Raw genomic sequence first — 13,363 nt, 5'->3', positions numbered from 1 at the left:
TTCACGCGTTATCGGATCGGGGCAGTACACTGCCAAGGAAGTGAAGTTATGTCTTCATTTGAGCTGGAGGTCATATATGAGGGACGCGCGCTGACGGTCTATGGCGTGGTGGTGCACGACCGCGGATGCCTCGCCTCGGCTTGGCTGGCAGGGTTGCCACTGAAGCCGCAGGTTCAATTCCGCGCACGGCTGGACAGGCTGACGGAGGTCGGTTTCCTCCGAAGTCCCGAGGAGATGCGCCAACTGCAATGTGATGGCGAGCCACCAGTCCACGAAATCAAGACGAGATCCGGGCATCGGCTCTATGTGATCCGGTCGAGGCGAGATTGGGTCGCAACTCACGGTGCGGTCAAACCATCGGACCGCGGCGTCTGCGCGCAAGCCGAACGGGCACGGGGGATCTGGAAGGAGGCGCAAGAACAATGACAACGTGGTATCGGCGGACGCCGGAGAGCGAGACGCTGTTCGCGGAGGAGCGTCTGCTGCTCTCGGCTACCGAGATGGTGCACGCGGCACTAGATGTTCGCGGTGTGACCAAGAAGAAGCTGGCAGAAATGCTCGATGTGACACCGACCGAAGTAAGCCAGCGACTGAGCGGTCGGCGCAATCTGACCCTGCGCAGCCTTGCGCGCATGATGCACGTGCTCGGGTACCGCGTTGGGCTCGATTCCGAAACGCTCAGCGAGGAACTCGGGCCCCACGCCCCCGGAACGCGCATCACCCGGCATCTCATGGACCGAGGCGATGCGCCGGAACGAGCATGGTCGCTGTGCTTTCGGGCAGCGATCGGTGCTGAGGGAATCAAAGATCCCACCGATTTCGCTGACCATATCAGCGCACTGTGGTCCAATCTGCAAACGCTCGACCACATCTCATCCGCCCGGTTGGACCATCGCGAAGATCAGATCATGGTCGAACTACAGGTGCGCGCCGACGACCTGCTGCAGGCCTGCACTCGGGGTACAGCGGCCGTACGAACCGCGATCCACAGCGCAGGCGGAGGGACTCCAGGATGGGAGAAGGAGATGGAGCGATTGGTCCGCCAGCTCCGGTTGGATGTCTCCTCCGAGCCCGAATGCATCGATGAAAAGTACGGTCAGAGCTAGTTCGTTCTCATCTGAACAAGGTTCCCCATGACGGACCCAGGTGCCGCCTCGGCACACCTCGACCTCTTCCGCTACCTCGCCGCAGACGAGCGGATGGACTACATCGCCATCATGTCGCGTTTCACGGCGTCGCTTCTGGCAGACATGTCGGCGGCGACTGTGGTCGAACAGCTTGAACACGAAGGCTTCTCGTTGAGCCAGGACACCATCGAGGCGAGGTGTAAGCAGCTCGTGCGATGGGGGAACCTAGTCCCATCGTTGCGAGATGCGCGCGTGAGCACAGTGCAGGATTACCTGCGCGCTCGGTCTCGATACCAGGTGTCGAGTTTGGGTGGACGGGTGCATCGTGGCGCGATCGAGATCATAGAGGCGGCTGACGGTGCACGTGAGGTCGCCCGGGAACTGCTCGGGGAGATCGCTGACTCGTTGTCCGAGGTTGTGCGCCTCCTCGACGTGCCGCGATCAGCGGATCGCGCCGACAAGCTCGCCGGTGTGGTCACGACCATTTTCAACAACCAGCGGCTCTTCACCGCGAGTGTTACGGACTTCTACGCGTACATAGCCGGGGTACTCAGTCGCTTCGACCTACACGGCGACGAGTACGCACAGTTCAAGGGATTGCTCCTTGATTACGTAGACTTGATCACCGCAGATGTGAACCGTCATGCTCCGTTGATAGCGGAACGGCTCGCCACCGTGTCGCGGAGGTTGGACGATTTGCTGTCGGTGCTCGATTCGGTTGCCCGGCTCGAGCTGGGTGATCTCGGGACTGTCGAACGGTCTGGCGGCCGAGACCGTTTGGACTGGGACCAACTGCTCCAGTGGTACACCGGTTCCGGACAGGATTCCGGGCCCGCGCAGCTTCGTGCGGCGGCAGGCCAGGCGCTGGGGCAGCTGCTCGCCAACGCAAAACGCATGCTCCATTCGACCTCGACCGGTTACTCCCGGCGTGCCGATCTGCTGCGGTTGGCGGCTTGGTTCCAGCATGCCGACGACGTGGAAGCGCATCAGCTGTTCGCCGCGACGTTCGGCATGTGGTCGACCAGGCATCTGTCGCTAGGACCCGAGGAACCGGACGCGCGCGTAGGGCCGATGACGTCCTGGCTCGTTGCCGACCCGATTGATGTCCCGGTTTCGTTGCGGGAAAGAGGTTCTCGCGCAGCAAAGGGGCGGTCGGCAAGGGTTCCCGACATCAGTCGCGATCGTGCGATGGTCGAAGCTTCAGTGCGTCAGGAAGCAGAGCGTAACGCGATGGTTGCCGCCGAACTGTCCGCCGCGGGCTACCTGGATGGCGCTCAGTTGTCGCCACAGGCACGGGCGACGCTCCTGGACGAGTTGGCTCGCCTGCTGGCGGCCGACACTGACTCGGTGACAAATCATGACCTCGGAGTGGTTCTGCACGCTGTACCCGGAGGTTCGACGACGATCATCTCGCCCGACGGCTCGCTGTTCGTCGACGGATACCAGCTCAGCTGCCGCCCGGTGGCATCGACATGGGGGGAAGAACTCGATGGTGAGGTCGGATAACTCGCTTGCCACACATCGGCAGGAAGCAGCCGAAGTGCGCGAGGCTGCGCGAATTCTGCTGCGGACACCCATTGTGACCGCGACGCGGGCTCCAGATGCGATGACGTTGATCCGCAAGCACTCCAGCGCATTGCGAAAGCTTTTCGCCGTCAATGTCGGGTATCACCTCGTCGTGGAATCGGGATTCGCCCGGTTGGCGAAGTTGCCGTCCGAACCGCACGCGGCCGAGCGGGTCCTGTCTCGCCGTAACGGGACACCATTCGGTGCTCGCGGCTACTCCCTCATCGCGCTGGCCGCCGGGGCACTGCTCGCCCCTGGTGTGGGGGAGCAGATTCTGCTGTCGACGTTGGTGATTCAGATCCGCACGGACGCGGCACAGCAGTCGATCCCATTGACAGACAGCATCGGAGATCGCCGACAACTGGTAGCGGCTTTGGCTGTCCTACTCGAATGGGGTGTGTTGACCGAGGTGGACGGAACACTGGCGCAGTGGGGCGAATCAGGCGACGAGGCTCTCCTGACGATCTGTCGACCGCTCCTGCCCCACCTGCTCGTGAAATCCATCGGCCCGGGAGCTGTGTACACCGATCTGCTTGCGCCCCACGCCGACGCGCCTCGTCGGTTGCTGCGCCGACGTCTTGTGGAGGAGCCTGTTGTCTTGCGATCCGATCTCGGGCCCGAAGAGCTCGATGTGCTTTCTCGTGAACGGTCCGAACTCACGCGGATGCTCGGCGATGCGTTCGGCCTGGTCTTGGAAGTCCGGGCGGAGGGCGCACTCGCTTATGACGCGAGTGGTTCATTGTCGGATATCGAGTTTCCCGGATCGGGCACTGTCAAGCAGGTTGCGCTGCTGCTGATCGGCGCGTTGCTGGATACTGTCGGCGACGACCAGGTTGTCGAGATGGAGTTCGCGTGGCCGGTGGTCGATTCCATGGTGGGGGATTTACTCCGAGCACACGGGAAGGCGTGGAAGCGTGAGTACGCGGAGGCGCCGAGGACATTGCGCGATGATGTTGTCGCGCTGCTCAAATCGTTGCGGCTGGCCGACACCACGCAGGAGGCTCTGGTTCTGAGTGCCGCTGCCGCGCGCTACCGGCCGCAGCCCAACGCGTCCGGCACCCAGCTGGAATTCGAATGAGGAGGTGCCATGAGCGCAGTGGCGATCAAGCAGTTCGATGACCGGTGGCGGCTCTCGCGGGCCGGGATGGTGAATGTCTGGCATTACATCGACACCGAATTCGTGATGTCGGGCGGGCGGTTGATTCTGCGCGGCAGCAACGGTTCCGGGAAGTCCAGGGCACTGGAGATGCTGTTGCCGTTCCTGCTCGACGCCGACCGTCGGCGGATGGACGCGACCGGGTCACAGAAGGTGAGCCTGGACGAACTTATGCACATCGGCATCGGTTCGCAGACCAACCGGGTCGGCTATCTGTGGTTGGAGCTGTCGCGCCAAGACGAATATCTGACGCTCGGTGCGCATATCAGGTACAGCGCGTCGACTCGACGAAGTGAAGTCCGTTTCTTCACGACGGAACTCCGCGTGGGGCACGATCTGATGCTCATCGGCGCGGACCGTCATCCGTTGCCGAAGGACAAGCTCACCGAGCTCGTCGGGGCACATCGGATCGGTGACGCGGAACATCACCGAGAGTCCGTCCGCACCAGAGTTTTCGGTCTCCGCGGTGACACCGGACGCGACCGCTTCACCGGTCTGATGCAGTTGCTCCACACTCTTCGATCGCCCGATGTCGGCAATCGCATCGACGAGGGAAAACTTCCGCAGATCCTGTCGGACGCGTTACCTCCGCTGAGCGAGCAGATGCTGGACGCGGCAGGCGAACGGCTCGATGATCTGTCCGAAACTCGGCAGGCACAACAGCGGTTGTCGGAAACACTCGAGCATGTGCGTGCCTTCCATCAGGTGTATCAGCGCTACGCGGCGACCACGCTAGGTGCGGGGGCGGTCGTGGTGGAGTCGTCTTTGGCCGCAGTGGAGGCGGCGCAGGGACGATACGCGAAGGCGCAGACTACAGTCAGCGAATTGACTTCGAGCACCAGCAGCGTCGCCGAGTTGATCCGCGAGTACGGCGAAGAGCTGGAAACCCTCGCCGGGGCGATCGAGGTGTTGCGAGAACGGCCGGAATTTGCCGATGCGGAGAAGCTGCAACTACGAGACGAGCGCCTCGCGTTGCTGCGATTCACCGCTGAAACGGCCCTCGGTGCCGCCGAATCTGCCCGCCGGACGGAACAGCAGCTGGCAGACACCGTGGCAGGGCGCATCCGCAAGGTCGGCGCGGCTGTGAGTACGGCCGCCATGCTGCTCGGCACGGTCAAAGACCGGCTGAGCGCGTCGAGACTCGGGCACGGCGACCTGCCGGAAACAATCAGCCATGAGGTCGAGAGCCGACCCGCTGACACCGCGACCATTCAGAACTCGATGGACGGGCCGCCGGTCTCGGTAACCAGGCCGGCGCTCCTCGAAGTCAGGGTGACTCCAGCCGACCTCACCGCGGTGGCCGACGCGACGATGCGGTGCGGGGAGGCGGCGTATCAGCGCGCTCAGGTTGTGGAACGCAGGACGTCTGAAGCACATCGGCTCGATCGGGAACAAATTCGGGTGCTCGACCAAGAGGACCGGGCCGAACAACTGACCGGACTCGCCGAAGAGCGTCGGGCCACGGCGACCGCGGACGCGATTGCACGTGACGACATGGCGATCGACCTGCATGCACGATGGTGTGAGTGGGTCGCGGACGCAGAGACGACGCGCCTGATGCCTGACGTCGAATGGCCGCCGACACTCGCCGCGGTACTCGCTGCCGATGACGAGGCTCTGTGCGGCGAGGCGACCGAGGACGACTCTGTGCTGTCGGATCTCGACGCTGCAGCAGGATTGGCCGCTGGACCAGTGAAGGAAGCGCTCGCTCTGCGCCGCCAGGCGCTGATCAACGAGCAACGAGCCGATGACACTCGACGAGCCGAACTCGTCGACCGCCGAAACGAGCTCGAAGCCGAACGCGATCCAGAACCGTCGTTCGCGCCATGGCATCGTGTCCATTCCGGAACTCCCTTCTGGGCGGCCGTGGATTTCCAGCCACAGGTGACAACGGCCGAACGGGCCGGAATCGAGGCCGCACTGCTGGCATCGGGGTTGCTCACCGGGACAGTCACCGCCGACTCTTCGATTCGCGCCGCCGACGGCGAAATCCTGCTGACGCCGTCCGCGCCGACATCTGGCTCGCCGCTGTCTGCTGTCCTGCGTCCAGATCCCGCGGCTGCCGCGGACGCGAGGTTGATCGACGCGATCCTCGCCCGCATCGGCTGGAACGACCCTGACAGCACAGCGTCTATCAGCCCCGACGGCACCTGGCGAAACGGTGCGCTGACCGGTCGGCACAGCCCGTCGGCAGCCCGGCATATCGGTGCGGCGGCACGAGCAGCCGCACGTGCGGCCGAACTCGAGGCGATCGCCGAACAGCTCGAGATGCTGGAAGCCGCAGCGAGGGATCGCGCCGACTCGATTACTGAGATCAACGATGATCGAACTGCTCTCGCCGCGCACCTGACCACGGCTCCGCGCTCGCGCGCATTGGAGTTGAAGCGCCAGGCCGCCCGCACCTCTGCTGGAGAAGCGACCGATGCCGAGACCGCTGCCGCAAGTCAGCGACAAGCGGCCGCGGCGCTACGTCACGCCTGGAGCGCGGAGTTTCAGAGCCACTGCCGACTGTGCGACAGCGCCGATCTGCCGGTTGCGGCCGAGGCGCTCGCGACGATCAGGCAGCGCTGCGTGGAGGCATTGGAGGCCTGCCGAGATCTGGAACGTGCGATCAAGGATGTTCGCAACGTGAGCGATGAGGTGGGTGATCCTTCGGCGGAGTTCGGCGTCGCCGTACAGATGCGGACCGCTGCCGAGAACGCTGCCGAACAACACCGTCGTGAATGGGTGGCCGAGGCCGCCGAGGTCGCGGCCCGGCATGCCGCACTCGACCTGACTGTCCAAGAGCTGACGGCGGAGCTGGAGCGCAGCACCGCAGCGCACCTACGGACCGAAAGGAAGATGAGCGACCTACGCGCTCGTGAAAAAGACATCGCCACGAAAAAGGCCGTCGCAGAACACGAACGCGACGACGCTTCCGGGGCGGTTGCCCGCTGTCGGGACGACTTGCGCACAGCAGCAGCGGTATTCGATACGCGACTACGACTTCCCGGCCTGGCAGATGCGGCGTCGACCGAACGCGTAGAGCGCATCGGCGACAGTGCGGATTTGGAGCGGGTCCGCCGGGTGGTTCAGGCTGCCCGCGCGACATGGCGGGTGTCGAAACCAGCCGATGTCAACGCGCTGCTCGCCGCGTTGAAGCGGTTCGAAACTGCGGTCAGTGGTCAGCTCGATGTAGCCACGTCGGTGGAGTCGGACGCCTACCTCGTCCAAATCGAGGGTGCTGAAGAGCATCACGACTGCACAGCAGTCCTCGAATACCTCATCGAACGCGATCGGCAAGGTCGAGCTGCACTGTCCGAGCGCGAGCGTCAGGTGTTCACAGAATTCGTTCTCGGTGGTGTCGCCGCCGAGCTCGAGCACCGTGTCGACCAGGCAGACAAGCTGATGAAGGCCATGGATGTCAGCCTGTCGGGGGCGCGGACCAGTTACGGAATCGGTGTTTCGATCGCCTGGTCTCTCGATACCGCCGACCCGGAACTGCAGCGCATCATGAAACTCATCCGCATCGCCGACGACCTGCGAAACCCTGACGACGACAATGAATTGGTCGAGTTGATCCGGCGCCGGGTCGACCTGCTGCACGCCGCGGACTCTTCGGCCGGCTACGCCGCACACCTGCGCACCGCGTTGGACTACCGTGCGTGGCACACCGTGCAGGTGACCATCATCGGACCCGAACAGGGTCAGCGTCGTCAAATATCACGTCGAGCCAAGATCTCACAGGGCGAAACCCGTTTCGTTTCCTATGTTGCCCTCTTCGCTGCCGCCGACGGTTTCCTCTCCGGCTTGCCCGAAAGCGATCGGGCGCTTCGCCTGGTCTTGCTCGACGATGCTTTCGCCAAAGTCGACGAACGCGCGATCGGCGAGTTGATGGGGCTATTGGTTCGCCTCGACATCGATTTCGTGATGACCGGCCACGCGCTGTGGGGCACGGTGCCGCAGGTGCCCGCTCTCGACATCTACGAAATCCGCCGAATCGGGAGTAGTGCGGTGATCCCGACGTGGATCCGATGGAACGGCCAGAACAAGACCTATATGCAGATGGTGCCGTCGAGATCATGATGCCCGCAAGAGCCCGGGAGTACCTGGCCGACCCGGTATTGACCCAGATGTGGCTGAAAATCCGAAAGCGCTTGGAAAGCAACGGGCATCAGGCCGGCGGCACAGTGGCTGTCGAACTCGACGAGGCCGCGGCACGGCATCTGTCCCGTCTCCTCGGAGCACCTGTCCGAGCAGGCAACAGACGATTGCGGCTTGCCGACCTCGACGCTTCTCTGCGCAACAGTGCTGCCGGAAGGGGGCTTGTCCCCGTTGTCGCCGAACTCACCGGTGGGCCGCTTCGGGATCGGCCTTCGGAGCGCATCGAACGGGCCGAAGCGGTGCGCAAACTGTGGGACGACGTAGAAAGGTGCGTCTCGGACAATGGCTTCGGTGCCGCGGAGTGGGCACGGTCCTGGATCGCGTGGTTGCATCGCTCGACCCTGCTCGTTCGAGGTGGCCCGCGTGCCGTCAAGGAGTTCGAGATCGCCGCGCGCGCGCTCTCGATCGTGCTGGTAGACCCCGGGACGAGTCGGATGCTCGGCGAGTTGGCGACCACCGTCGGCGGGTCTTCCCACTCCCTCGATGCCGATCAGGTCGCCGGTCGAATCGCGTTGCGCGGGCTCGGCTTTGCTCTCGGTATCGAGGACCCGCAAACACCGCGCGGCCGGATCGACCTCTGGGAGCAGGTCGGGGTCTCCGCAGACCGAGTCTCCGGCACCGTCCTTGTCTGGGGGTTTCACCCGCCCGGCCGTGATACCTGGTCGCAGATGATGCGGATGCGTGCGGACCTGGGCTTGGTAAGCCATCTGACCTTGGCCGAACTGGCTGTGGCGCCGACGGCGTTGGTTCCCGACGGGGAGATTGTGAGTGGGTGCGAGAATCCGCAGGTCCTCCAACGTATCGCCGAAACCGGAATCAGCCGCCCGGTGGTCTGTTTCAGTGGGAATCCCTCGTCCGCCGGGCGGTTACTCGCGGAGCGCGTCCGGCTCCGCTACCACGGTGACTTCGATTGGGCTGGTGTAGCCATCGCGGGCCGCATGATCGCCGCCGGTGCGGAGCCATGGCGAATGGGTCCGGCGGACTATCTAGCGGCGATCGCCGCGGGAATACCGCGCATACCGTTGAATGGCCGGCCGGTCGCGACACCGTGGCAGCCTGAACTGAGGACGGTGATGGAGCGTACCGAGCAGGCGGTCCACGAGGAATCGGTCTTGGAGGCTCTGATCGCCGACCTGTGAATTCGACAGGTCGGCGGGGCAGTGGTGTGATGGGATGTCGCAGTACGGCGGGCGGACTGGAGGGGAAATACATTGCGGGCGTGGACAGTTCGTGGGGGATGGGACGGACATCGCGAGGAAACGGCCCTGGAGACCGGGGCAGCCATCGCAGGGTGGGCCGAAGTCCGTCACGACTTTTCGGAGCAGAGCACATTCGATGACCTTTGCGCGCTGCTGGATGAGTGCTACCCAGCGGAAAGCCCACGGACGCGGAAGAACTGGGCACACCAGATCTGGCGCTTCCTGCACGAGATCTCGGTGGGGGACTACGTCGTGATGCCCAGGAAGTATCGGGATGTGGTGGCTATCGGCCAGGTGACCGGTGACTACGAGTATCAAGCCGACCAACCTCCGGGATACCGGCACATCCGTCCCGTGAAGTGGCTGAGAACAGTCGAGAGAGCGGCGATTTCAGGAGACCTCCGCGACAGCATGGGCACCTTGCTCACCGTCAGTGAACTGAGCAGGCGCGATGCGGCGGAGCGTGTCAAGATGCTCGCCGAGAACGGCACCGACCCCGGGTACTCCGGGGCGATCGCGGCTCCCGACGATATCGATGCCCTCATTGCGGACGTGGATGCCGCGGGCTCGCGTCAGCTCTCGGTGCGAGACCTTCTCGGGCTCTGGGGATTCGGCCGACGAACAAGCGAAGCTCTCGAAGAAGTGGGTTCCACGTTGCAGCGGCACGGGCTCACTGTTCGGCCCGACTTCACGACCGTGCAGCTCGACAGCATCGTCACCGTGGTCGCGAGCGATCCCGAAGACACCGAGGCAACTTCGCCTGCGAGCGGAAGTGAAGCCGTCGAAGCGACCCCGCAGGACCTCACATGGCGGGTCGGAAACGTGCGCCAGCAGATGGACGTGGTGTCCGTGAAGCGCAGCGATTCGTTGCACCGGGCAATCGAGCTGATGGTGACAAAACGGCTGTCGCAGTTGCCGATTGTCGACGACCACCATCGGTTGCTCGGAGTCATTACCTGGGAAAGTATTGCCCACCGGTCCATCACTGGTGCAGGGGTCGAACTGTGGGACGCGCGGGCAGCTCAATTCCCGCCTGCGGCGCACAGCGAGCAAGAGTTGTTCAGCCGGATGGAGGACATCCGCAAGTTCGGCTTCGTCATCGTCGTCGACTCCGAGAACGTGGTCACCGGCATCGTGACCGCCGCCGACCTCGCCGACGAACTCGAAGCGAGGGTCACTCCGTTCATGGTGCTCGAGGAACTGGAACGCAGACTGCGGCACGCAATATATGGCATGTCACCGGATCTGCTGAAGTCGGTCGGCAAGAAGAAGGCCGAGAAACCCGAAGATCTCACCCTCGGCAACTACTCGTACCTGTTCGAGAATCCCGCCGTATGGAAGTGGCTGGGTTGGCCGTTCGAACAGGCAGGCATCGTCGAACGCCTCCGTGCGGTGGCCAGGTACCGGAACGAAATCGCCCACTGGAACATCGACGCTCCGGAGAACGAGCCGCAGAAGCTGGCTGACGCGAGAGAGCTGCTCGATCTCCTGAAGCTGGTTACCCCGGTGACCCGATGAAGATTACGCCGGACTCTCTCAAAGACGCCGCTCGGGAAATCAACAAGATAGCGGATGAATTCCAGGACTCGACCAAATTTCCTCCGTTGCGGACTGAAGAGCTGCAGAACGCAATGCGCTTCTCGCCGCTGGTGGACGCCGTGAACGGGGCGGACGCGGGCAGCAACACCGCGCAGACTACGCTCCGAAAAAGATATGTTTGGATGAGTCACCTTTTATTTACCACTGCGCGCACGTTCAACGACGTCGATACTGATTTGGCGAATAGTCTCAACAACATGGGAAGCATCAACGTATTCGGTCCCATGGATGGACAGTGACATGGCCGACGTGATATCGGTGACCCCGGCCGAAGTGATGTCGTGGACCATCTCGGAAATAGCAAGCTATAGTCAGCGTGCCGAGGCGGTCGAAAATTCCTTGAACGACATGGCTGATCGTGTACGGCGGAAGATCTACGATCTGGACTGGTCCGGTGCGGCTCGCGAGGCTGCGGCAGCTAGTGCCGACCGGGACTATACGCAGACAAAAAATGTCGCATATGCGTATGGCCGCCTGGCGGACGAGTGCAGCGGGCTACACAAGGATATCGAATATCCGGTCGGACAAGTTTCGACACTTGTGATGGCCTTGATGACCGACGGCTACGCAGTGTCCGAGCAGTGGACAGTTCGAACCAGCAGCGGCAACGAGGACGACCGGAGCCGCAATGATGAACTGACACTCCAGTCGCACGCTAGGAGCATATCGGCTGCTTTCGACACCCGGATTCCAAAAATCAAAGATGCCGCGAGTGATATCGGAATGCTGGCCCCCGCTTTGGCTTCATTGAATATGGAAGTGTCGGACGAGGAGCGGAAGGATATTGCTTCGTCCAAACCTGGTGCTGCAGAAGAGAAACCGTCGCACAACGATGCTTCGGAGTACAGCGTCAGTCCGACCGGCATTTCCTTGGTGAAAAGTCATGAGGGTGTAGAGCTCGAGGCGTATCAGGATACCGGTGGCGTCTGGACCATCGGGTACGGCCATACGGCCGGTGTGCAGCCTGGCGACCAGATCACGCAGGAGCAGGCCGAAAAGTATCTTCAGCAGGACCTGGCGTCGTCCGAAGCTGCGGTGCGAAATCTCGTGAAGGTGCCGATAACTCAAAATCAGTTCGATGCACTCGTGAGTTTTACATACAATGTGGGGCCGGGCGGGCTTGAAAATTCGGACGTGCTGGCGAGACTCAATGCTGGGGATACCGCTGGGGCGCAAGAAGCATTCTCGAAATTCACCTACGACTCACAAGGGAATCAGCAAAACGGGCTGGTGAGACGGCGTCAGGATGAAGCGAATCTCTTCGGCAAGCCGTAGTGTTCCCTCGATCCGGCGATGACATAGGGAGACAGATGCGAGCAGGGACTCTCCGGGCCGTTCGTTCGGTGGTAATGGTTGTGGCTGTCGGAATAGGCAGTGCATGCAGTGCTGCTGATGAAACCGGCGGCGCGCCGACTCACACGCCGACGGTCGCAGCCCCGTCGAATCAGAGCTGTACCAACAGCGCCCTGCACGCACATCTCGCGCCACCACCCGAGAAGGCCAGTCGGCAGGCGACGCAACAGATTCTGCTGACGAATGTTTCTACCGGCCATTGCCTGCTGACTGGTTTCCCCGACGTCAGCCTGATCGGGACGGCCCATCACCCTGATAGGGGCACAACGACCGAGCAGTATCGCTGGCCGCTGCAGCACGTGGCCGGCGAGGCGCCAACTGTGCCAGTGCCACCGAACGGTGAAGTCCGCGTTCCGATCGTGTACCTGGCCCCGCGCGAGGGTTCGGCGAGCCTTACGACGACAACCATCGAATTGACCCTTCCGGGTGCGGCGACACCGGTCGTCATTCCATGGGCGTCGAACGTCTCCCTCCAGGACGCGGCAACGCGCCCTGGTACCTACAGCGGAGCTTTCGAGGGCGTTCGCTGAGGTCAGTCCGCGTCAGGGCAAGCGCCTGGGAGAACTGCACACCACAGTTTCCGGAGTCAGCAGCAATCCGTCGTGCAACATCTCACCGTCGATATCGACCGTGTCGGCTGCGGCGGTGGGGGAAATGCCCAAGCAGAACGATACTGCGTAAGGCGGTCCCGACAGCGCGGCCAAATGCTCTGAAGCAGAAGGACCCTCGGGATGCTGGATGCTCAGCGGCAACGTGACATGGACAGTGTCGCGAAGTGTGGCTCCGGGCGCGATAGACGTCCCGAGCGGGGGAGGCAATGGGACAGATCTGGGGACAACGCAATTCGGCGATCTGTAGACGAAGGCACGCTGACTGATTTCCACGGCACCATCAGTACGGGGGATGACGTAATGTCGCTCGCGGGGCGAGCCGGAACCTATATCCTGTTGAATCCTGTTGACCGCGAAGACAGTGGTTGGGCGCTGATTGACCAGGGAGTAGCGGATCGTCAGCTCGGTGCGCGTGGCCTCGAGATCGACGGTGAACTCGAGTTGGTCGTCCCCCCGCGCAGGCGCAGGCTCGCACCAGTGCGCTTCGGATTCCTTCGTGGACGTCGCCTCGTGCGGTGGTGCCGACGGAATCGAAGTATGGCGTACCACTGAGTCAACCGGACTGTCGGCGCATCCTCCGATGGTCAGCGTCATCGCCCACGCAAGAGC

General features: G+C 62.9%; 11 protein-coding genes. 10 read left to right on the top strand and 1 reads right to left on the bottom strand.

Annotated features, from left to right (window positions below):
* Positions 1-48: 48 nt before the first annotated feature.
* The 10 genes from ACSVDM_RS17920 to ACSVDM_RS17875 all read left to right on the top strand — a co-directional run bounded on the left by ACSVDM_RS17920 (position 49) and on the right by ACSVDM_RS17875 (position 12,673).
* Positions 49-426: a hypothetical protein gene (locus tag ACSVDM_RS17920; protein ID WP_439266331.1), complete on the top strand. Its 378-nt coding sequence runs from the start codon at positions 49-51 to the stop codon at positions 424-426.
* Positions 423-1,106, top strand: coding sequence for a helix-turn-helix domain-containing protein (locus tag ACSVDM_RS17915; RefSeq protein WP_439266329.1), 684 nt, complete (start codon positions 423-425; stop codon positions 1,104-1,106). Before ACSVDM_RS17920 ends, ACSVDM_RS17915 begins: the two co-directional genes overlap by 4 nt.
* A 27-nt stretch (positions 1,107-1,133) precedes the next feature.
* The gene (locus ACSVDM_RS17910) at positions 1,134-2,633 is read left to right on the top strand and encodes a TIGR02677 family protein (RefSeq protein WP_439266327.1); all 1,500 of its coding nucleotides are present in this window, start codon (positions 1,134-1,136) and stop codon (positions 2,631-2,633) included.
* Positions 2,617-3,771, top strand: a complete 1,155-nt coding sequence (locus ACSVDM_RS17905; protein ID WP_439266326.1) for a TIGR02678 family protein — start codon at positions 2,617-2,619, stop codon at positions 3,769-3,771. Before ACSVDM_RS17910 ends, ACSVDM_RS17905 begins: the two co-directional genes overlap by 17 nt.
* Before the next feature lie 9 nt (positions 3,772-3,780).
* Positions 3,781-7,914 carry a TIGR02680 family protein gene (locus ACSVDM_RS17900; RefSeq protein WP_439266325.1) on the top strand — a complete coding sequence of 1,378 codons (4,134 nt, stop codon included), beginning with the start codon at positions 3,781-3,783 and terminating at the stop codon, positions 7,912-7,914.
* Entirely contained in the window at positions 7,863-9,131 is a 1,269-nt protein-coding gene (locus ACSVDM_RS17895; RefSeq protein ID WP_439266323.1) for a TIGR02679 domain-containing protein, read from the top strand. Before ACSVDM_RS17900 ends, ACSVDM_RS17895 begins: the two co-directional genes overlap by 52 nt.
* 72 nt (positions 9,132-9,203) lie before the next feature.
* Positions 9,204-10,709 (top strand): CBS domain-containing protein, encoded by a 1,506-nt coding sequence (locus tag ACSVDM_RS17890; RefSeq protein ID WP_439266322.1) that lies wholly within the window; start codon positions 9,204-9,206, stop codon positions 10,707-10,709.
* Positions 10,706-11,029 (top strand): type VII secretion target, encoded by a 324-nt coding sequence (locus ACSVDM_RS17885; protein WP_439266320.1) that lies wholly within the window; start codon positions 10,706-10,708, stop codon positions 11,027-11,029. Before ACSVDM_RS17890 ends, ACSVDM_RS17885 begins: the two co-directional genes overlap by 4 nt.
* A gap of 1 nt (position 11,030) precedes the next feature.
* Positions 11,031-12,065, top strand: coding sequence for a lysozyme (locus tag ACSVDM_RS17880; protein WP_439266319.1), 1,035 nt, complete (start codon positions 11,031-11,033; stop codon positions 12,063-12,065).
* Between the two features lie 74 nt (positions 12,066-12,139).
* Positions 12,140-12,673, top strand: a complete 534-nt coding sequence (locus tag ACSVDM_RS17875; RefSeq protein ID WP_439266317.1) for a DUF4232 domain-containing protein — start codon at positions 12,140-12,142, stop codon at positions 12,671-12,673.
* A gap of 12 nt (positions 12,674-12,685) precedes the next feature.
* On the opposite strand, the gene ACSVDM_RS17870 is transcribed toward ACSVDM_RS17875, so the two are convergent.
* Positions 12,686-13,348, bottom strand: coding sequence for a hypothetical protein (locus tag ACSVDM_RS17870; protein WP_439266315.1), 663 nt, complete (start codon positions 13,346-13,348; stop codon positions 12,686-12,688).
* Positions 13,349-13,363: the final 15 nt, after the last annotated feature.

This window comes from Nocardia sp. JW2, from assembly GCF_051843015.1.
Classification (GTDB): Bacteria; Actinomycetota; Actinomycetes; order Mycobacteriales; family Mycobacteriaceae; genus Nocardia; species Nocardia coubleae.
This window is presented reverse-complemented; position numbering and strand designations above follow the sequence as displayed.

Coding starts and splice junctions, on each gene's coding strand:
- ACSVDM_RS17910 (WP_439266327.1), top strand. CDS start 1,134: ATGACGGACCCAGGTGCCGCCTCGGCACACCTCGACCTCTTCCGCTAC.
- ACSVDM_RS17915 (WP_439266329.1), top strand. CDS start 423: ATGACAACGTGGTATCGGCGGACGCCGGAGAGCGAGACGCTGTTCGCG.
- ACSVDM_RS17905 (WP_439266326.1), top strand. CDS start 2,617: ATGGTGAGGTCGGATAACTCGCTTGCCACACATCGGCAGGAAGCAGCC.
- ACSVDM_RS17920 (WP_439266331.1), top strand. CDS start 49: ATGTCTTCATTTGAGCTGGAGGTCATATATGAGGGACGCGCGCTGACG.
- ACSVDM_RS17870 (WP_439266315.1), bottom strand. CDS start 13,348: ATGACGCTGACCATCGGAGGATGCGCCGACAGTCCGGTTGACTCAGTG.
- ACSVDM_RS17875 (WP_439266317.1), top strand. CDS start 12,140: ATGGTTGTGGCTGTCGGAATAGGCAGTGCATGCAGTGCTGCTGATGAA.
- ACSVDM_RS17880 (WP_439266319.1), top strand. CDS start 11,031: ATGGCCGACGTGATATCGGTGACCCCGGCCGAAGTGATGTCGTGGACC.
- ACSVDM_RS17900 (WP_439266325.1), top strand. CDS start 3,781: ATGAGCGCAGTGGCGATCAAGCAGTTCGATGACCGGTGGCGGCTCTCG.
- ACSVDM_RS17885 (WP_439266320.1), top strand. CDS start 10,706: ATGAAGATTACGCCGGACTCTCTCAAAGACGCCGCTCGGGAAATCAAC.
- ACSVDM_RS17895 (WP_439266323.1), top strand. CDS start 7,863: ATGGAACGGCCAGAACAAGACCTATATGCAGATGGTGCCGTCGAGATC.